This is a genomic window from Neisseria sp. KEM232, from assembly GCF_002237445.1.
Taxonomy (GTDB): domain Bacteria; phylum Pseudomonadota; class Gammaproteobacteria; order Burkholderiales; family Neisseriaceae; genus Neisseria.
The window spans coordinates 965177-983245 of record NZ_CP022527.1; the positions used below are offsets into that span (position 1 = coordinate 965177).

The following is an 18069-nucleotide window of genomic DNA, read 5'->3' on the forward strand; positions in this document are numbered from 1 at the left end:
CGTGCCCTGCTTCGAGGCTGAGCAGGCCTTGGCCGTCTTCTGTGCCGCTGACATACAGTCCGGCCACACGGTCAAGGGTGGTGCGGCCGTTTCCGGCGTTGCCGCTGCGGGCGGTGCTGCTTTGAAGGGTGATGTTGTCGGCTTTGAGGCTGAGCAGCCGTTCGGCTTCAATGCTGCCGCCTTGCAGGGTGATTTGGTTTTGTGCTTCCAGCAGGGTTTGCCGCCCTTGGATGCGGCCGCTGTTGCTGATGTCGCCGGCGGCCAGATCGACGATACGCCGGCCGGCAAGGGTGCCGCGGTTGTCGATGCGGCCGGCATTCAGCTGCAGGGCGTCGGCGCTGATGAGTCCGCCGGCGCTGTTGAGATCGCCGGTTCGCGCCAGTACGTAGACTTTGGGAACGAGTACGCGTTGGCTGCTGCCGTCGGCCAGGGTAACGGTCCGGCTTTCAAGCCAGACGATGTCGCTGGTCAGCCGGGCAACCTGCTCGGGGGACAGGGCGATGCCGGGGGTCAGCTGCTGGGCGCGGGCGAAGCTGATACCGGCGTCCATCAGGGTTTTGAATTGGGCTTCGTCGTTGGGGTAGCCATCCAGACGGCGGTAGCCGGTCAGACGGGCGATCTGTTCGTTGATCAGGCGTTGCTCGTAATAGCCGTCGCCCAGCCGTTTGTGGGTGCGGTTGGGATCGGTTTGCAGGGCTTTGAGCATGTAGTCGCTGCCCAGCCAGGTGCGGTAGTCGGCATAGGCGGGATCGGTTTCGACCAGATAGCCGGGGCGGTCGGGACGGACGGTGTACAGGCTGCTTTCGGGCAGGCTGAAGCTGCCGTCGGGACTTTTAATGCGTTGTGGCGCAACGGCGGCGGTGGCGGCATCGGCTGCGGCGGCATGGCCGGCAGGAGGGGTCAGGCTGCCTGCCTGATCCTGATAGCTGATGTGGTTGGCAAATTCGCGGCGCTCAAGCAGGGTTTCGTTATACACGGGAGCGCTGTAGCCAGTGCGGCGTCCCCACCTTTGTCTAGATTTGCTTTTGCGGGCATAGCTGTTTTCGAAGATGCCGGACTCGATTTCGTACACGCCGGCCAAATCGCTGAGGTTTTTCAGGGTGCTGTCTTTGTCGCTGCCCTGCCAGACGCCGCCGATTAAGATTTGGCCGTTTTCATTAACCAGCTCTTGGGTGTCGGCAGTAAAGTTGCCGCCGATGGCAATTTGCCCGGGTTGGGAGTGGGCGATTTGGTCTTCGTGGCGTTGTATGGTGACGCGTTTTTCGTTCCAGCTGGATTGGCGAACCGGAGCACGGCCGTCGTTAAAGGTAAACTCGCCTTTGGCATGATTGGCAGTCTGCCGCCATGAGCCGTCTTTGCCGACCTGCCACCATTCGGGATTGCCGGGCTGGCTGTAGCTGTGCCGGTGTTCGGCCGCGCCGACGGCAACTTTGTGATTGACTTCCCAGCGGCTGTTGCCGTTATGGATTTTGGCAACCGACCATACGCCGTCTCCGGCCGCTTCGATGCGGCCGCCGCGGTTTTCCAGGCGCTCGGCCCTGCCTTCAGCCTGATGGCTCTCGTTCAGACGGCCGCCGATATGCAGTGTGCCTTCGCTGCTGATCAGGCTGGAGACGCTGCCGGTTTGTACTTGGCCGTTTTCAATCCGGCCAAAGCCGCTGCCGGTGTTGCTTATACTGCGCATGCCGATGTCCAGCCGCTCTCGTGCGGCAATCACGGGGGCTTGGTTTTTGCCGTCTGCGCCTGGTTCTTCGCGGTTGTTCAGGCTGCCGCCGCCCAGGGCGAGACGGCTGCCGTAGATGCGGCCGCTGCCGATGTTGTTCAGGGCAGTCGCGGCATCAATGCGGGTCAGGCCGTTGCTGTTGATCAGGCCGCGGTTGTCCACGGTGTCGGCGCCAATACGGGTATTGCTGCCGGAAACCAGTTTGCCTTCGGCGCGGTTGTCGATATGGCGGGCACGGATGTCGAGGGCTGCGCCGCCGGCCATGCGGTGGCGGTTGCGGATGCTGCCGCTGCTCTCGATGCTGAGTGTGCGGCCGGCTTCGATGTCGCCGCTGCTGTCAAAGTCGGCGCTGAGTTTGAGGGCGGCATCACGGCCGGCGGCCAGGGTGCCGCTGCCGTCCAGCCGGTTGGCCGTCAGTTCGAGATCTTGGCCGGCCAGAATGCTGCCGCCGCTGCTGGCAATATCGCCGGCGGCCAGTTTCAGGCTGCCGGCAGTGGTGATTTCGCCTTGTTCATTGTTCAGGCCGTCTGAAAGGCGGATGTCGCTGAGGGTATTGCTGCGGATGGTGCCTTGACGGTTGTCGAGTCGGGTGCCGTCCAGTTTCAGGCTGCCTGCGGCCAGGGCGCCGCCGCGGTTGTCGCTGTGGCTGCTGTTTATGTCGGCGCTGTGGGCGAGGATGGTGCCTTGGCGGTTGTCGAAACGGCTGCCGTCTGCTTTCAGGCTGCCGAGAGTCAGGCGGCCGCTGTTGGCCATTTCGCTGCTGACGCTCAGATCGGTGCGCCCGCCTGCTTCGATGGTGCCGCTGTTGTCCAAACGGCCGGAGACGCTGATGCGGCCGTCGGCAGGAGCGGGAACTTGGGTATGGCCGCCGTGACTGTTGCCGCTGTTGCCGTTGTTTCCACCGTTACCGTTGTTACTGCCGCTGTTGCCGTTGTTACCGCTGTTTCCGCCGTTGTTACCGCCGTTTCCGCCGTTGTTACCGCTGCCGTTTCCGCCGTTGCTGCTATTGTTTTCCGGCAGGCCGATGCGGCCGCTGTTGGCCAGACGGGCGGTTTCAACGGTGAGATTCTGACTGCCGCTTTGGCTGATGCGGCCGCTGTTGGCCAATACGGGGGCGGCAATGTCCAGACGGCCGCCGTCGATTTGACCGCTGCCGCTGTTGCTGATGCGGGCGCTGCGGATGCGGTTTTCTGAGGTGCTGAGAATGCGGCCGCTGTTGTTCAGGCTGCTTGTGCTGTCGATGCTGCTTTGGCCGTGGGCGTAAAGGGTGCCGCTGTTGTCGGTTTGGTCGGCGTTAAGACGCAGGGCGCCGCCGTCTTGGGCGGCAACCGTGCCGCTGTTGGCCAGCTGTCCGTCGGCGCTGAGGGTGACGCCGCCGGCACCGGCGTAAATCTTGCCGGCGTTGCGGATGCCGCTGCCGGCATCGGCGGCAATCAGGGTGATCTTGCCGGCATACATGCCGCCCAGGGCGCCGGTGTCGATGGCAAAGACGGGAGTGCCGCCCGCAGACGGCGGGTTGCCGGCTGCAGACGGGGTTTTGACACTGCCGGCGGCGTCGGTTTGGCCGCCGGCGGCAATCACTTGGACGTCCTGTCCCCAAATGCCGCCGTCAATCTTGGCGGCTCGGCTGAGAATGCGGGTGTAGTCGGCATCGCGCCCGTCAAGACCCTGAGTGCCGATTTCGATACGGCCGCTGCCGATGTCCAAACCGTCGAAACGGCCGTCTGCCAGGATGGGACGGCCGGTGGTCAGGGTGGCACCTGCGCTGTTGATAAAGCCGCCGCCGTCGACGCGGATGCCGGCGGGGTTGGCCATCACCACTTCGGCGCGGCGGCCGGCGATTTCGATATAGCCGTTCAGCCGGCTCGGGTCGCTGCTGTTGATTTGGTTGACGATCACACGGGCTTCGCCGCGGGCGAGAAAAGGGTTGCCCTGTATCCAGCCGGCCTGGCGGGTGGATACGCTTTTGTGGCTGTTGTTGAGAATGGCGCCGCGCGTGTCAACGTCGAAACGGCGGTATTGGTTGACGGATACGCCGTGGGCGGTGGGGGTTTGGATATTGACCTGCGGCAGTCCGTTGCCGGTTTTAAGAACCGTGGGCTGCTGGTACCGCGGGGCGGTGGGATCGGACTGGATGTCGGCAGCGGCGGCGGGCACAATCAGGGCCGAACCGAAACCGAGCAGCAGACTGAAAGCCAGCGTGCCCAAATGCAAACGGCAGCCTGAATGGGTTTTTAGACTGCCGTTACCGCCACCGGTTTCTCCGCCTGAGCGCTCGCCGGGACTTTTGCCCTGCCCGATGGCAGTCTCGGCTACGGCCATCAGAATGCCGCGGGTGCGGTTGAAGACGATTTTATGGCGGTGTTTGTTCATGGTAGGGGGTATCCGTAGTGTGTGCGGGGAAAGGCAGCCTGAAAACGGGAGATGGAGTTCCAGGCTGCACAAGCGCGGGTTTAGAAGGAATAGTTCAGATTAAAGCCGAAGACGGTAGAGGCCGTCTGAAAGCCTTTGGGCTTTTTAATCGGTTTGCCGGCAAACAGGTCGTAATTCAGGCTGCCGCCTGCTTTGAACTGGCCGCGCAGACCGGCGGCGGCGCCAATCAGGGTTTGGCCGAGCAGGTATTGCGCCGAATCGCCGGAGACGTGGCCGCCGTCCACTGCCAGATAGAGCTGGTGGGCGGGTTTGAATGACCAGGCGGCTTCGTTGCGCCAGTACCAGCCGCGTTCGGCCGACAGTGAGCTTTCGCCGTCGAAGCCGCGAACGGTGTAGCGGCCGCCGATGGCGATTTTGTCCAAAGGCGTCAGCGGGGTTTTATTCCATTGGGCGTGCAGGGCAGTGTCGTATACGAAGTGCTGCCGGCCGATTTGGAAGGGGTGGTTATAGCTGATGTCGGCAGTGATTACCTTCATTCTCGAAGTGCCTTCATCAAACACTTCTTCAGGGGCGGCAATGGCATCGGCCATACCGGTGCCGCGTTTGTAGGCAAGACCAATATCCAAAGTGCTGCGGCCGATGTATTCCTTGTGTTTTAGGCTCAACTGCCAACCGGCGGTTTTACGGCGCTGTACTTCGACTTCGGCATCATCGATAAAACTTTGGTTTTCTTTCTGCCACAGTTTGAAGCCGATATGGCTCTTGCGCCGCGCATCACGGTACAGCAGGCGGGTAAATCCGATGTCGCTGCCGCGGCTTTTGCCGTTGTAGTCATATACTTCATTGATACCCGCTACAGCCTGGTGGTAGCGGTAGTAGTTGTGGTTCCAGCTCCACAGCCAGTTGCCGGCAGGAACGGAATAGTGAAAGGCGTAGCTTTGGGTGCCGCCGGCGGTTTTTTTGCCCTCGGAGTCGGTATGGGCGTCGGTATGGCCGAGATGGCGGCCGTAGGACAGATAAAACAGATCGCTCAAGCCGAAAGGGTTGTCGGCAGAGAAAGTCAGGCTGCCTTGGTATTTGCCGGTGGTTTTGCTGCCGGAGTCGTCCACACCGAGCGACAGGCGGTAGGGCAGCAGCCGCTGCCGCCAGGCAACAACGATGTCGCTTTCATCAGGCGCGTCTGCAGGAACGATTTGGATATCGGCTTCGGCGGTAGGTACGCGTTTGAGATTTTCCAGCCCCTGCTCGATACGGCGCAGATTCAGAATATCGCCGCCTTTCAACGGAATTTCGTTTTGAAAGGCGGCAATGCGCGCGGCACGGGTTTGGTCGTTGTGCGAAGTATCAGTGCGAACCGAGCGCACTTTGCCGGGCAAAACGGTTAATTCCAAAGTTCCACTGTTTAAATCCTGCGGTGCGGCCAAAATACGGGTAGTGGTATAGCCGCGGCCGATAACGGCGTTTTGTGCCGCAACCATAATGCGGTTGATGCCTTGCGCACCCAAACATTGTCCGGATTGGAAGCCGGTTTCTTTCAAGGCTTTTTTAAGTGCAAACTGAAAACGGCCGGCAGCATCGCCGGTCAGGGTAACGGTATGAATGGGTAAACAGGGGGATTCGGCCGATTCGGCCGCAGACGGAGTAAGCGTACTTTGCCGCGTATCGTCCAAACGCACATCGACTTCGCGCTGCAGCTGCTGCTCCTGCTGCCGGCGCAATTCCTGACGGCGGATTTCGTTTTCTTCGATGGTATCGGCTAAAGCAGCCTGAAAGGAGAGAATGGCTAAAAAGATAAGGCTTAAACGGTGGTGTGCGTGCGGCATTTTGTTAAATTGGATTAAATTTGCAGGTTTAATTTAAGATAGCTAAGCGTAGTCTATAAATAAGTCAAGGAAGCGTCAATGTTTTTTAAGAACAGGCTTAGGTATGCGGATGGATTTTTTTGTTTTAAATTGTTTAAAAACAATACGAAAATCAATATTAAAAATTAATTCAATCACATAAATAACTTTAATCCTGAACATAATTCTGTTTGGTAAATAGGTAAGATGTTTCATCAGAGATACAGTCAAAAAACAGCCTGAATGCGTTCGGGGTTATCCAACTATTGTTTGTTATGTTGCATCTCTACAGCATTGTCCTTGGGGGATGCAAACAACGCCAGTGTTTTCTGCATCATCTTAACGGCTTGCCCGGCATGACGCTGCCTGAGCTTTCGAGTAAAATGCCGCTTTTTTTTTCCGACAGGCAGCACACTTATGAGCGACGTACCCGACACCAAACAGATTCTGGCACTCAAAGCCCGCGCCCATCATCTCCATCCCGTGGTGATGATTGGTCAGCACGGTCTGACCGAGGCCGTGATTAAAGAAACCGATGCCGCGCTGGCGGCACACGAACTGATTAAAGTGCGTGTGGCGGGCGACGACAGAGCCGAGCGCGTGGCCGTGGCCGAAGCCCTGTGCGGGGCGACGGGTGCGTTTTTGGTGCAGCATATCGGTAAGTTGCTGGTGCTGTGGCGTGAGAAACAGGACGAAGAATAGTAGGACGTATTGGCCAATCAACATTTTGGCGGCTTTCCCGTCCTAAAACGGCATCTGCCGCGTTGAAAATACCCGTCTATGGGCACATAGGTTCGCATTTTCGCCTTGCATCTGCCGTTTTATGCTGAAAAATCCGCTGCAAGAGTTGAATGACAACACGTCCTATGCAAAACAAAAGGCCGTCTGAAAACGTTTCAGATGGCCTCCAAGCAGGAACTACACCATGAAAAACAATGATTTGAGCAGCCTGTTTAACGGCTTTGACGACGAAGATTTCCAGCAGATGCTCGCGCAGATGAGCGAAGAAGAGCGCACCGAGTTCAAGCGCGAGTCGCAGCAGCTTTTTGCCGAAGTGGCCGAAATGTTCGAAGCCTTCGATAAGCGCGTTATCTACGAAAAACTCACCGCCGACATCCTCGCGCAAACGCCCGACGAGGAGCTGGTGCTCACCGTGTTCGACACTCTCGCCGCGCAGGCGCCCGTCGGACTTTCGGAAGAGGAATACCTGAAAACCCTCAGCCCCGAGCGCCGCGCCGTGTATGCCCTCTATATATTGGCGGGCGAAGTGGACAACGGCGGCTTCAACCAGTATTACTACAACACCGAAGCCGAAGCGGCGGCCTATCTGCCCGAAGCCTGCGAACTCGTCGGTGCGCCGAAATACGCCGACCTCGTGCGTCGCGCCAACGCCTGCTACGAAAACGAACGCCTCGCCGAGCGGCAGGACGGTTCGCTGGAAGCCTTTTGCGACTCCTACCGCGACAACCCGCTGGAAAAATTCGACGACGAGTTTTATCTGTTGGAAAACTGCCAGGCGCTCGACCAGCTGCTGATGCGCTTTATCCGCGCCAACCCGCAGGCGTTTGTCGGCTGAGACCTAGGGTGTGTTGACACGCGGCAGGCAAAAACACCGCTGCAACGTTGATTGTCAATACACCCTAAACAAAGGCCGTCTGAAAGCCCTTTCAGACGGCCTCTTTCCATATATTAAGGAGATAGAAAAGGAAGGCCATGACGCACCACCTTGTTTTGCAGCATCCCGATATCGCCCGCTGCGATTTGCCGTTTTTAAACGGGCTGAGGCCGTCTGAAAACCCGTTTCCCGAGCGCGTGCGGCGTTTTGTTGTCGAACCCGGTTACGTGCTGCCGCACGAAGCCGCGGCCGCCCTTGACGCACAACGGATTGATTATGCCGTGTTGCCCGCCGTGCCCTTTGCCGATTTCGGGCTGATTGTCAGCGATATGGATTCGACGCTGATTACCATCGAATGCGTCGACGAAATCGCTGCCGGCGCAGGTTTGAAAGAGCGGGTGGCGGAAATTACCGAACGCTCCATGCGCGGCGAAATCGATTTCGAGCAGTCGCTGCGCGAGCGCGTCGGCCTGCTGGCGGGATTGTCCGAGAGCGTGTTGCAGGAAGTGTACGACCATGTGCTGCAACTTTCGCCCGGCGCGGAATACCTGCTGGCCGAATGCAAGAAACACGGCGTGAAATTCATGCTGGTGTCGGGCGGCTTCACCTTTTTCACCGACCGCCTGCAAACGAGGCTGGGTTTGGACTACGCCTTTGCCAACATGCTGGAAACGGCAGACGGCAGGCTGACAGGCCGTCTGAACGGACGCATCATTGACGCCGAAGCCAAAGCGCGGCTCCTGCGCGAATACCGCGAAAAACTCGGCCTGCGTGCGGAACAGGTGATTGCCGTCGGTGACGGTGCGAACGACATCCCCATGCTGCGCGAGGCCGGTTGCGGCATTGCCTACCATGCCAAACCGAAAACGCAGCAGGCGGCGGATTTGTGCATCAATTACGGCGGACTGGAAGCCCTGCGCGGCTGGTTTCTTTGATACCGAGAAACACGGAATCAGGAGGCAGGCGGAACGTTTCAGACGGCCTCCCTTTGCCGTATAATCCGCGCTTTTTCCGCCGCACCCTTGTTTTTCCCGCGTGCGGCACTATTTAACGGCAACAGTTTGAACCGGGTCTGAAAGCCGCAGAGCTATCGCAGGCCGTCACCCCTCCGTCGCGGCGGTGCCATTTGCTGCACAGAAGCAGAATCCTACCGAAGCCGCCCGCTCCGCCGGAACAGCCAAATACCGAGACGAATTATGAGCAATCCGCAAGACTACGAAGACCAGGAAGACGAAAACCGCCCGCTGACGCCCGAAGAGCAGCGTCTGCGTCTGCGCCAGCTGATTTTGCAGGGCAAGGAGCGCGGTTACATCACCTACGCCGAAATCAACGACGCCCTGCCCGACGATATGTCCGATGCAGAGCAGATCGACAATATTGTCAACATGATTCAGGGCTTGGGCATACAGGTTACCGAGGAAGCGCCCGATGCCGATACCCTGCTGATGAACGACAGCGGCACCGGCATGACCGACGACGACGCCGTCGAAGAGGCCGAGGCGGCATTGTCGAGCGCCGACTCCGAGTTTGGCCGCACCACCGACCCCGTGCGCATGTATATGCGCGAAATGGGTCAGGTAGATCTGCTGACGCGCGAAGACGAAATCATCATCGCCAAAAAGATCGAAAACGCGTTGAAAAACATGATACAGGCGATTTCCGCCTGCCCGGGTTCCATCGCCGAAATCCTCGATCTGATTGAAAAAATCCGCGCCGACGAAATCAAAGTCGACGACGTCGTCGAAGCCATCCTCGATCCCAACGAAGTGCTGATGCACGAACTGGGCGTGAGCGATTTGGAAATCATCCCGCCGGGCAGCAAGCCGTCCGATCGTGCCGCCGCGGCCGAAGAAGAGGGCGACGGAGAAGAGGGCGACGAAGACGAATCTTCCGAAGAAAACCTCGAAAGCATCAATCTCGAAGAGCTGAAGCAGGAAGTGCTGGCGCATTTCTCCGGTATCGGCGAAAGCTACGGCCTGATGATTGCGGCGCTCAACGAGCACAACAGCCGCCATCCCGATTATCTGAAACACCGCGACGCCATCGCCCACAAGCTTTTGGAAGTGCGCTTTGCCACCCGCCAAATCGAAAGCCTGAGCAACAACCTGCGCCAGAAAGTCGACAACATCCGCAAGCTCGAGCGCGAAATCCGAGATATCTGCCTCGACCGCGTGCAGATGGACAGGGACTACTTCATCAGCCAGTTTCTGCCCAACATCACCGATTTGGACTGGCTGGAAGGCGAAATCGGCAGAAAACGCGTGTGGAGCAACGCCCTCGAACGTTTCCGCCACGCCATTTTGGAGAAACAGACCGAAGTGGCCGAAATGGAAAAAACCGCGCAGATTTCCATCGAAGAATTGAAGGAAATCAGCAAAAACATGCAGAGCAGCGAACGCGAAACCGCGCGTGCGAAAGAGGAAATGATTCAGGCCAACCTGCGTCTGGTGATTTCCATCGCCAAAAAATACACCAACCGCGGTTTGCAGTTTCTCGATCTGATTCAGGAAGGCAACATCGGCCTGATGAAGGCGGTGGACAAATTCGAATACCGCCGCGGCTACAAATTCTCCACCTACGCCACATGGTGGATACGCCAGGCCATCACCCGCTCGATTGCCGATCAGGCGCGCACCATCCGCATTCCCGTGCACATGATCGAAACCATCAACAAAATGAACCGCATTTCGCGTCAATATTTGCAGGAACACGGCGAAGATCCCGATTCCGCCAAACTGGCCGAGCTGATGGAAATGCCGGAAGAAAAAATCCGCAAGATCATGAAAATCGCCAAAGAGCCGATTTCGATGGAAACCCCCATCGGCGACGACGACGATTCGCACTTGGGCGACTTCATCGAAGACGTGAACAATGTTGCGCCCGCCGAAGCGGCGATGTATTCCAGCCTGCGCGAAGTGACCGCCGACGTGCTCGAAAGCCTGACTCCGCGCGAAGCCAAAGTGCTGCGTATGCGTTTCGGCATTGACATGAACACCGACCACACGCTGGAAGAAGTGGGCAAACAGTTCGACGTCACCCGCGAGCGCATCCGTCAAATTGAGGCCAAAGCTCTGCGCAAGCTGCGCCACCCCACCCGCAGCGACCGCCTGAAAAGCTTCCTCGACAGCGAAGAAGGAAAATAGCCCAGAGGCCGTCTGAAAAAGCATCTTCGCCTTTCAGACGGCCTTTAAAAAGCGCTATCCCGAAAGCGGCGGCCATAGTGGGTGCGCCCTTGTTTTTGCCTTACAATACACCCGTTTCCAACCCCAAAACACAGAAAGGATTCAGCAATGAGCCAGGAAGAAAACAAAATCAAAGTAGACACCTACGACAACGAACAGCCGCAGCAGAAAGAAGAAGTGGAGCTGCCCGTCGTCGATAACGACAAAGGCGAGAAAACCGAAAGCGGCTGCTGCGGCGTCTGCGGCGGCTGAGGTTCCGAGCCACTCCCGCCTTTGCGGGAACGGCGTTTCCGAAACCAAAAAAACGACACGTTTTGCGTGTCGTTTTTTTTTTGGGGTTTCACGTTTTCATTTCGTTGGGATTCCGTTTTCAGACGGCCTCAACTGCCGCTTTGCCTACCCGCCCGTTTCGCCCTGACGATTTCAATCGCCGCCGGAAGCAGGGAAACGACGATAATCGCCGCCAGCACCAGGCTCAGGTTCTGTTTTACCAGCGGAATATTGGCGAAAAAATAGCCCGCGTAGGAAAACAGCACCACCCACAAAGCCGCGCCGATGATGTTGTAGCGGATGAAGCGGCCGTAGTGCATGTCGGCCATGCCCGCGACAAAGGGGGCGAAGGTGCGCACGATGGGCACGAAGCGGGCGATGATAATGGTTTTGCCGCCGTATTTTTCGTAAAAGGCATGGGTTTTCGCCAGATGGCTTTGGCGGAAGATTTTGGAATCGGGGTTGGCAAACAGCTTCGCGCCGAAATATTTGCCGACGGCAAAGTTCGCCGCGTCGCCCAACACGGCGGCGGCAAACAGTAGCAGTACCATCACATGGACGTTCATGCCGCCCACCGCCGCAATGCCGCCGGCGGCAAACAGCAGCGAATCGCCCGGCAGAAAGGGCGTAACCACCAGCCCTGTTTCGCAGAACACAATCAGAAACAGCAGGCCGTAAATCCACGCGCCGTACTGTGCGGCCAGTTCGGCCAGATGGACGTCGATATGCAGGACAAAATCGAGAAGGGTTTGAATCATGAAAAACTCCCGCTTGCGGCAAAAAGCGCGGATTGTAACCTGTAAGCGCGGCGGCAGGCCGTCTGAAAAGAGGTTTTGCCTTGCCAGAATCTGTTTTTCAGACGGCCTGATTTTGAGAGCCGCGTGAAAGGGGCTACAATCGCGCGGTTTTTTCCATCCGAGCAGGCCGCCCGTGAACCAACTGATTTTCGACTTTGCCCGCCGTGACTATCCGGAGTTTGACAAATTCCTCGGCAGTGCCAACCGCGAGCTGGTGTTTGTCCTGCAACAGGCGCGCGATCAGTTTGTCTACGTCTGGGGCGCGGCGGGCACGGGCAAAAGCCACCTGCTGCGGGCATGGGCGGGGCAGGCGGCGGAGCAGGGCGCGGACGCGCGCTATATCGATGCTGCCGCCATGCCGCTGGACGATTCCGCCCTCGAAGCCGACTATCTCGCCGTCGATCAGGCCGACAGGCTCAACGACGGCGAACAGGCATTGTTGTTTGAAATCTTCAACCGCTTCCGCAACAGCGGCCGCGGCCGCCTGCTGCTTGCCGCCGACGTGCCGCCCGCGCAGCTTGCCGTGCGCGAAGATTTGCGCACCCGCATGGGCTACTGCCTCGTTTACGACATCAAACCCCTGTCCGACGACGAAAAAATCGCCGCCCTTGCCGGCATGGCGCGGGCGCGGCAGATCGATGTCGACGACGAAATCTTCCGTTATCTGCTCAACTACTGGCAGCGCGACATGGACAGCCTGGTGCAGATGCTCGACACCCTCTGCCTCTACACTGCCACCACCCGCCGCCGCCTCACCCTGCCGCTCTTGCGGCGGCTGCTCACCCAACAGGACGCCGTATGAAAAACCTCGCCATCTTCGATTTGGACAACACCCTGATCAACACCGATTCCGACCACGCCTGGCCGCAGTATCTGATGAAAAAAGGTCTGGTCGACGTCGAATACACCCGCGCGCAGAACGACAAGTTTTACCGCGACTACCAAAACGGCTGCCTCGACATCGACGAATTCCTCGCCTTCCACCTTGCGCCGCTGAAAAATTTCTCCCGCGCCGAGCTGGACGAAATGCACCGCGAATTCAGTGCCGAATTTATCGAGCCGCACATTGCGCCGATGGCGAAAATGCTGGTGCAGAGCCACCGCGACGCGGGCGACGAGCTGCTGGTTATTTCGTCCACCAACGAATTCATCATCCGCCCCATCTGCCGCCTGTTCGGCATAGACAACGTTATCGGCACGCAGCTCGAAACCGACGCAGACGGCCGCTACACCGGCCGTTATGTCGGCATCCCCAGCCTGAAAGAAGGCAAAATCACCCGCCTGCACCAATGGCTCTCCGCACGCGGCGAAAGCCTCGCCGACTACGGCAAAAGCTATTTTTACAGCGACTCGAAAAACGATCTGCCGCTGCTGCGGCTGGTCGACGAACCCGTCGCTGTCAACCCCGATGCCGAACTGCTGCGCGAGGCGCAGGAAAAAGGCTGGCCGGTGCTGAATTTCAAAGAGGCCGTCTGAAATGCCCCGCTTCAAACCCGCCGTCGTCCTAATTACCGCGCCTAACCGCACCGAAGCGGAAAACATCGGCCGCGCCCTGCTGAAAAAACGCCTCGCCGCCTGCGTGCAGTATGAAAACATCGTCAGCCAATATGTCTGGATGGGCGAAACCTGCCGCGACGACGAAATCCGCATCACCGTCAAAAGCGCGCGCAGCCTGTTCAAGAAAGTGGCCAAAACCGTCCGCGTCCGCAGCAGCTACGACTGTCCGCAAATCCTGATGCTGCCCGTGGCAGGCGGCAGCAAAGACTATCTGCGCTGGTTAAAGGCGCAGTTGGCGTTATAGCGGGCCCAAATGAAAAACCTACGGCGTTGCTGCGCCTTGTCGTACTACTTGTATTGTCTGCGGCTTGCCGCCTTGTATCTTTTTCATTTTGACTCACTATATAATGCTGCCCTTTTGTTTTCAGACGGCCTTAGAACCCGTTCCAAGCAGACAAAGGCCGTCTGAAAACATTGTCGAACCACCAAATTAAGGAAACCCATGTTCCGCACCATGCTCGGCGGCAAAATCCACCGCGCCGCCGTTACCGAAGCCGATTTGAACTACGTCGGCAGCATCACGGTAGACCCCGACCTGCTCGACGCCGCAGGCATACTCGTCAACGAAAAAGTGCAAATCGTCAACAACAACAACGGCGCACGCCTCGAAACCTACACCATCGCCGGTAAGCGCGGCAGCGGCGTCGTCTGCCTCAACGGCGCGGCGGCGCGGCTGGTGCAAAAGGGCGACATCGTCATCATCATGTCCTACGTCATGCTGTCCGAACCCGAAATTTCCGCCCACCGGCCCAAAGTCGTCCTCGTCGACGAAGCCAACAAAATCCGCGACATCCTCGACTACGAACCGCCGCACACCGTGTTATAAACCTCCAGGGTGTGTTGACAATCAGCCTTGCGGCGGTGTTTTTGGCAAAAATACCCACCTGCCGCGTCAAAAATCCTCGCAAGGTGTCCAACCTTGCTGCGGTTTTTTCCTTGCATTCGGGTATTTTTACTCAAAAAACCGTCCCGCAAGCTGAATGTCAACACACCCAAAGGCCGTCTGAAAAACTTTCAGACGGCCTCAAGCCTATCCAGACCATCATGAGCGAACAAGAAACCATCCAAGCAGAACACCCCCGCGCCATCCGCAGCTTCGTCCTGCGCCAAGGCCACATGACCGCCGCCCAGCAGCGCGCCATCGACACCCTGTGGCCGCGATACGGCCTCGATTACCAAAACACCCCCGCCGATTTAAACCAAGCCTTCGGCCGCGCCGTGCCGAAAATCCTCGAAATCGGCTTCGGCATGGGTGCCGCCACCGCCGAAATCGCCCGCCGCCTGCCGGAAAAAGACTTCCTCGCCATCGACGTGCACGGGCCGGGCGTCGGCAACCTATTGAAGCTCATCGAAGAGCAGACTATCGGCAACATCCGCGTCATGCGTCACGACGCCGTCGAAGTCGTCGAAAACATGCTTGCCGACGGCAGCCTCGACGGCATCCACATCTTCTTCCCCGACCCCTGGCACAAAAAACGCCACAACAAACGCCGCCTCATCCAAGCCCCCTTCGTCGCCAAACTGCTGCCCAAACTCAAAAGCGGCGGCTACCTCCATCTGGCGACCGACTGGGAAGAATACGCCGTACAAATGCTTGAAGTGTTAAATGGTTTTGCCGGGCTGCAAAACACCGCCGCAGCCTACGCCCCCACGCCCGCCTACCGCCCCGAAACCAAATTCGAAGCGCGCGGCAAACGGCTGGGACACGGCGTGTGGGATATCGTTTTCAAAAAACGCTGATTTACACAAAGCGGTATTTCGCTGACACAATCTTCTTTACAATACGCCCTTTCGTTTTCCAACCACCCACAGGAGACATTCATGCAGAACAAAAAACTGATCGCCGCCGCTTTCGCCGCCCTGGCACTGGCCGCCGCAGGCGCACAGGCCGCAGGCAAAAAACCGGTGAAAAAACTGGCCGACCTGCCCGACAACGCCCCCGTACTGATGCTCGCCGAAGTCAACAGCCTCGATAAAAAAGTAGAAGTGGCCTACGTTTGCGACAGCCAGCAGGGCAAACGCAATCTCAACGCCATGTACGGCGTCAAAAACGGCGAAACCGTCGTCACCCAAATCAAAGTCGGCACAGAGCTCACCCCCAACCTGCGCCGCGTGATGAACGACACCAACGGCAAAAAACAAAACAGCTACTACGGCGAAGGCCTCACCTGGATTACCGACAAAACCGACCCGAACAGCCTCACTTCCGCCAACGGCAAAATCCTGATGCAGGCCGACGCGGTGGACGGCGGACTGCCCAAAGGCAACCAGACCATCCTGTTCCAAAACTGCAAAGTAGACAAAGCCGCCACCAAAAAACTGAACGGCAAATAAAACCCGAAAGGCCGTCTGAAAACCCGTTATGCAAGGAAAACGGGTTTTCAGACGGCCTTTTGACTTGTCCCTTTCAAACCAAACCGGCCGTGAACCGCGCTGCCGTTTTTGTACCCTCCGCCTGCGATGCGCCGCGGCTATGCAGCCAAACCCCGACAGCCGAACCGCTGCGTCTGACGGAAAAACCCAAGTGCAAAGCGGCAACGGCATTTCGGCGGCAAGCATCCGCTGCTTGAAGAATAAGCAAAGGCCGTCTGAAAGAACGCTTGCCTTTTCAGACGGCCTCAAACGCAGTCGGATAACCCCCGGCAGGCCGTCTGAAAAGCCTTCCCGCTCTTTTTCAGACGGCCGTAAACCGACAGGAAACCTGATGAATAAAATCCTTCCCGCCCTATGTGCCGTCCTGCTGCTGTCTGCCTGCGCCGGTTTGCAGAACGTGCAAACCCGATGGCAGCCGCCGCGCGACATCCCCGATTTTTCCGCCGAAGGCCGCCTGGCCGTGCAGGCAGAGGGCAAAGGCTCGTATGCCAATTTCGACTGGACGCGGCAAAACGGCGTGCAGACCATCGACATCAACACCCCGCTGGGCAACACCCTCGGCCAACTGTGCCGCGACGCGCAGGGCGTGCTGGCCGTCAACAGCAAAGGCGAGCGCTTCGAGGCTGCGAGCGTGCAGGAATTGAGCAGCCGCCTGCTCGGCTTCGCCCTGCCGCTGCAATATCTCGATACATGGGCAAACGGGCAGTGGGCGGCGGACATCCCGCACCAAACCGCCGCCGACGGCAGCCTGATGCAGGCAGGTTGGAATATCAGCCGTCAGGCACGCGAAGACGGAACAGTGCGCGTTTTGGCGCTGACCGACGGCAAAATGTCGCTGCGGCTGGTGTTCGACAGCATGAGGCCGTCTGAAAACGGCGGCGGTGCGCCGAAACAGTGCGCCGCCAGAGGAGGCGCGTAATGGAGAGGAGTGCACAAGAACCGGCCTTTCCTGCCCCCGCCAAACTCAATCTCGACCTGCGCATCACCGGCCGCCGCGCCGACGGTTATCACGAGCTCGAAAGCATCTTCACTCTGATTGATTTGCAGGACACCCTGTATATCGAGCCGCGTGGTGACGGCCGTATCGTGTTGCACACGCCGCTCTCGGACGTGCCGCCCGAGCAGGATTTGTGCGTGCGCGCGGCACGGGCGCTGCAAAACTTTTCCGGCTGTTTGAAAGGCGCGGACATCCGCGTCGAAAAACGCATCCCGACGGGCGGCGGTTTGGGCGGCGGCAGCTCCGACGCAGCCACCGTATTGATGGCGCTCAACCGCCTGTGGGATTTGAACCTGCCGTCAGACGCGCTGCAAAAAATCGGCCTGACGCTGGGCGCGGACGTGCCGTTTTTCCTGTTCGGCCAAAGCGCTTTTGCCCGCGGCATCGGCGAAATCCTTACGCCGCTGGCGCTGCCGCCGCAATGGTATGTGCTGGTGCGTCCGAACGTGCACGTCGCCACGCCCGCCGTGTTCGCCCATCCCGACCTGCCGCGCAACAGCGCCCCCTGCGCCGTGCCGTCTTTTGCCGCGCTGCAACCCTTTCACAACGATATGCAGACGGTGGTGCTGGCGCAATATCCGCCCGTGGCCGCCGCATTCAGGCTGCTGCAGGATTACGGCACTCCGCGCATGACCGGCTCGGGCGCCTGCCTGTTCCTGGCGTTTGACAGCGAAGCGCAGGCGCAGGCGGTACGCAGCCGTCTGCCCGAACAGCTTGAAAGTTGGTGCACGGCAGGCCTGGCCGAGCACCCGTTGCGTTGTCAGGCCGTCTGAAAAAACGACAAATCGGTCTTGACAGCCCGGCCGAAAGCAAACATAATCCGCCCCTTTCGATGCGCCTGCTTTTGTAGGCGGAAAATTGGGGATTCGCCAAGTTGGTTAAGGCACCGGATTTTGATTCCGGCATTCGTAGGTTCGAATCCTACATCCCCAGCCACAACATTCCGCAGATTTTGGGGGACTTCTTCCTTGCCTTTGTAGAGGTTTACCACTTCGCGGGTGTAGACGCGGTCGCGGCCGGTTTGGTGTTTGTTTTTGTTGCCTTTGACGATAACGGTTTCGAGAGCGGAGGATTCTGCAGCGTCGGCGGCGGTGTTGTCGGCGAAGGCGGCAGGCGTGCCGAGTATGGCGATGCAGGCGGCGAGGGTTTTGAGACGGGTTTTATTCATGACGGAAGTCCTTGCAGAAACAGATTGATACGAATCTCTTAGATTTGTTTTTGTAAACGGATTATACGCAACTTAACAAATAAAAACAAAACCAAGGAAGAGGCCGTCTGAAAACCGCATTTTTGTTTTTCAGACGGCCTCAGGCTGCAAACAATCACCTGCCGCACATTCAT

General features: G+C 58.4%; 15 protein-coding genes, 1 tRNA gene and 1 pseudogene. 14 read left to right on the forward strand and 3 right to left on the reverse strand.

The genetic code is table 11. From position 1 onward, the window contains the following. Positions 1 to 289: 289 nt before the first annotated feature. Together CGZ77_RS12750 and CGZ77_RS04780 are read right to left on the reverse strand one after the other, a co-directional pair. A pseudogene (locus tag CGZ77_RS12750) lies at positions 290 to 4096 on the reverse strand (filamentous hemagglutinin N-terminal domain-containing protein); the annotation flags it as partial. Positions 4097 to 4176: 80 nt separating this feature from the next. Next, a complete protein-coding gene (locus CGZ77_RS04780) occupies positions 4177 to 5919 on the reverse strand; it encodes a ShlB/FhaC/HecB family hemolysin secretion/activation protein (protein ID WP_009426180.1) in 1743 nt (580 codons plus the stop codon). A gap of 435 nt (positions 5920 to 6354) precedes the next feature. Between CGZ77_RS04780 and yhbY the strand changes: the two genes are divergently transcribed. From yhbY to CGZ77_RS12025, 5 genes are all read left to right on the forward strand, one after another. After that, on the forward strand, positions 6355 to 6639 hold the full coding sequence (gene yhbY / locus CGZ77_RS04785) for a ribosome assembly RNA-binding protein YhbY (RefSeq protein ID WP_009426177.1): 285 nt from the start codon (positions 6355 to 6357) through the stop codon (positions 6637 to 6639). Positions 6640 to 6862: 223 nt separating this feature from the next. After that, the gene (locus CGZ77_RS04790) at positions 6863 to 7513 is read left to right on the forward strand and encodes a DUF4375 domain-containing protein (RefSeq protein WP_009426176.1); all 651 of its coding nucleotides are present in this window, start codon (positions 6863 to 6865) and stop codon (positions 7511 to 7513) included. A gap of 137 nt (positions 7514 to 7650) precedes the next feature. Further along, the gene (serB, locus tag CGZ77_RS04795) at positions 7651 to 8487 is read left to right on the forward strand and encodes a phosphoserine phosphatase SerB (protein WP_009426175.1); all 837 of its coding nucleotides are present in this window, start codon (positions 7651 to 7653) and stop codon (positions 8485 to 8487) included. Between the two features lie 261 nt (positions 8488 to 8748). Next, positions 8749 to 10695, forward strand: coding sequence for an RNA polymerase sigma factor RpoD (rpoD, locus tag CGZ77_RS04800; RefSeq protein ID WP_009426173.1), 1947 nt, complete (start codon positions 8749 to 8751; stop codon positions 10693 to 10695). A gap of 147 nt (positions 10696 to 10842) precedes the next feature. Then, entirely contained in the window at positions 10843 to 10986 is a 144-nt protein-coding gene (locus CGZ77_RS12025; RefSeq protein ID WP_009426172.1) for a hypothetical protein, read from the forward strand. A 128-nt stretch (positions 10987 to 11114) separates the two neighbouring features. Here CGZ77_RS12025 and CGZ77_RS04805 read toward each other — a convergent pair whose 3' ends face one another. Then, the gene (locus CGZ77_RS04805; protein ID WP_009426171.1) at positions 11115 to 11762 is read right to left on the reverse strand and encodes a DedA family protein; all 648 of its coding nucleotides are present in this window, start codon (positions 11760 to 11762) and stop codon (positions 11115 to 11117) included. Positions 11763 to 11934: 172 nt separating this feature from the next. Here CGZ77_RS04805 and hda point away from each other — a divergent pair, with 172 nt between their 5' ends. The 9 genes from hda to CGZ77_RS04850 all read left to right on the forward strand — a co-directional run bounded on the left by hda (position 11935) and on the right by CGZ77_RS04850 (position 17664). After that, positions 11935 to 12603, forward strand: coding sequence for a DnaA regulatory inactivator Hda (hda, locus tag CGZ77_RS04810; RefSeq protein WP_094030981.1), 669 nt, complete (start codon positions 11935 to 11937; stop codon positions 12601 to 12603). Then, complete coding sequence (locus CGZ77_RS04815) at positions 12600 to 13277, forward strand: HAD family phosphatase (RefSeq protein ID WP_094030982.1); 678 nt, start codon at positions 12600 to 12602, stop codon at positions 13275 to 13277. Before hda ends, CGZ77_RS04815 begins: the two co-directional genes overlap by 4 nt. Position 13278: 1 nt before the next feature. Next, positions 13279 to 13602, forward strand: a complete 324-nt coding sequence (cutA, locus tag CGZ77_RS04820; RefSeq protein ID WP_009426168.1) for a divalent-cation tolerance protein CutA — start codon at positions 13279 to 13281, stop codon at positions 13600 to 13602. A gap of 198 nt (positions 13603 to 13800) precedes the next feature. Beyond that, complete coding sequence (panD, locus tag CGZ77_RS04825; RefSeq protein ID WP_009426167.1) at positions 13801 to 14184, forward strand: aspartate 1-decarboxylase; 384 nt, start codon at positions 13801 to 13803, stop codon at positions 14182 to 14184. 218 nt (positions 14185 to 14402) lie between these two features. After that, positions 14403 to 15098 (forward strand): tRNA (guanosine(46)-N7)-methyltransferase TrmB, encoded by a 696-nt coding sequence (trmB, locus tag CGZ77_RS04830; protein ID WP_036496135.1) that lies wholly within the window; start codon positions 14403 to 14405, stop codon positions 15096 to 15098. Between the two features lie 81 nt (positions 15099 to 15179). Beyond that, the gene (locus tag CGZ77_RS04835; RefSeq protein ID WP_009426165.1) at positions 15180 to 15692 is read left to right on the forward strand and encodes a hypothetical protein; all 513 of its coding nucleotides are present in this window, start codon (positions 15180 to 15182) and stop codon (positions 15690 to 15692) included. A 370-nt stretch (positions 15693 to 16062) separates the two neighbouring features. Next, on the forward strand, positions 16063 to 16650 hold the full coding sequence (locus CGZ77_RS04840; protein WP_009426164.1) for an outer membrane lipoprotein LolB: 588 nt from the start codon (positions 16063 to 16065) through the stop codon (positions 16648 to 16650). Continuing rightward, entirely contained in the window at positions 16650 to 17501 is an 852-nt protein-coding gene (gene ispE / locus CGZ77_RS04845; RefSeq protein WP_009426163.1) for a 4-(cytidine 5'-diphospho)-2-C-methyl-D-erythritol kinase, read from the forward strand. The genes CGZ77_RS04840 and ispE overlap by 1 nt, the downstream gene beginning before the upstream one ends. An 86-nt stretch (positions 17502 to 17587) precedes the next feature. Continuing rightward, positions 17588 to 17664: transfer RNA gene (locus CGZ77_RS04850), tRNA-Gln, on the forward strand. Positions 17665 to 18069 lie beyond the last annotated feature (405 nt).

Bases quoted from the DNA above. Each gene is read 5' to 3' on its own strand.
- CGZ77_RS04780 (WP_009426180.1), bottom strand. From the start codon at position 5,919: ATGCCGCACGCACACCACCGTTTAAGCCTTATCTTTTTAGCCATTCTC.
- CGZ77_RS04815 (WP_094030982.1), top strand. From the start codon at position 12,600: ATGAAAAACCTCGCCATCTTCGATTTGGACAACACCCTGATCAACACC.
- panD (WP_009426167.1), top strand. From the start codon at position 13,801: ATGTTCCGCACCATGCTCGGCGGCAAAATCCACCGCGCCGCCGTTACC.
- yhbY (WP_009426177.1), top strand. From the start codon at position 6,355: ATGAGCGACGTACCCGACACCAAACAGATTCTGGCACTCAAAGCCCGC.
- ispE (WP_009426163.1), top strand. From the start codon at position 16,650: ATGGAGAGGAGTGCACAAGAACCGGCCTTTCCTGCCCCCGCCAAACTC.
- CGZ77_RS04840 (WP_009426164.1), top strand. From the start codon at position 16,063: ATGAATAAAATCCTTCCCGCCCTATGTGCCGTCCTGCTGCTGTCTGCC.
- CGZ77_RS04790 (WP_009426176.1), top strand. From the start codon at position 6,863: ATGAAAAACAATGATTTGAGCAGCCTGTTTAACGGCTTTGACGACGAA.
- rpoD (WP_009426173.1), top strand. From the start codon at position 8,749: ATGAGCAATCCGCAAGACTACGAAGACCAGGAAGACGAAAACCGCCCG.
- serB (WP_009426175.1), top strand. From the start codon at position 7,651: ATGACGCACCACCTTGTTTTGCAGCATCCCGATATCGCCCGCTGCGAT.
- CGZ77_RS04835 (WP_009426165.1), top strand. From the start codon at position 15,180: ATGCAGAACAAAAAACTGATCGCCGCCGCTTTCGCCGCCCTGGCACTG.
- CGZ77_RS12025 (WP_009426172.1), top strand. From the start codon at position 10,843: ATGAGCCAGGAAGAAAACAAAATCAAAGTAGACACCTACGACAACGAA.
- cutA (WP_009426168.1), top strand. From the start codon at position 13,279: ATGCCCCGCTTCAAACCCGCCGTCGTCCTAATTACCGCGCCTAACCGC.
- trmB (WP_036496135.1), top strand. From the start codon at position 14,403: ATGAGCGAACAAGAAACCATCCAAGCAGAACACCCCCGCGCCATCCGC.
- CGZ77_RS04805 (WP_009426171.1), bottom strand. From the start codon at position 11,762: ATGATTCAAACCCTTCTCGATTTTGTCCTGCATATCGACGTCCATCTG.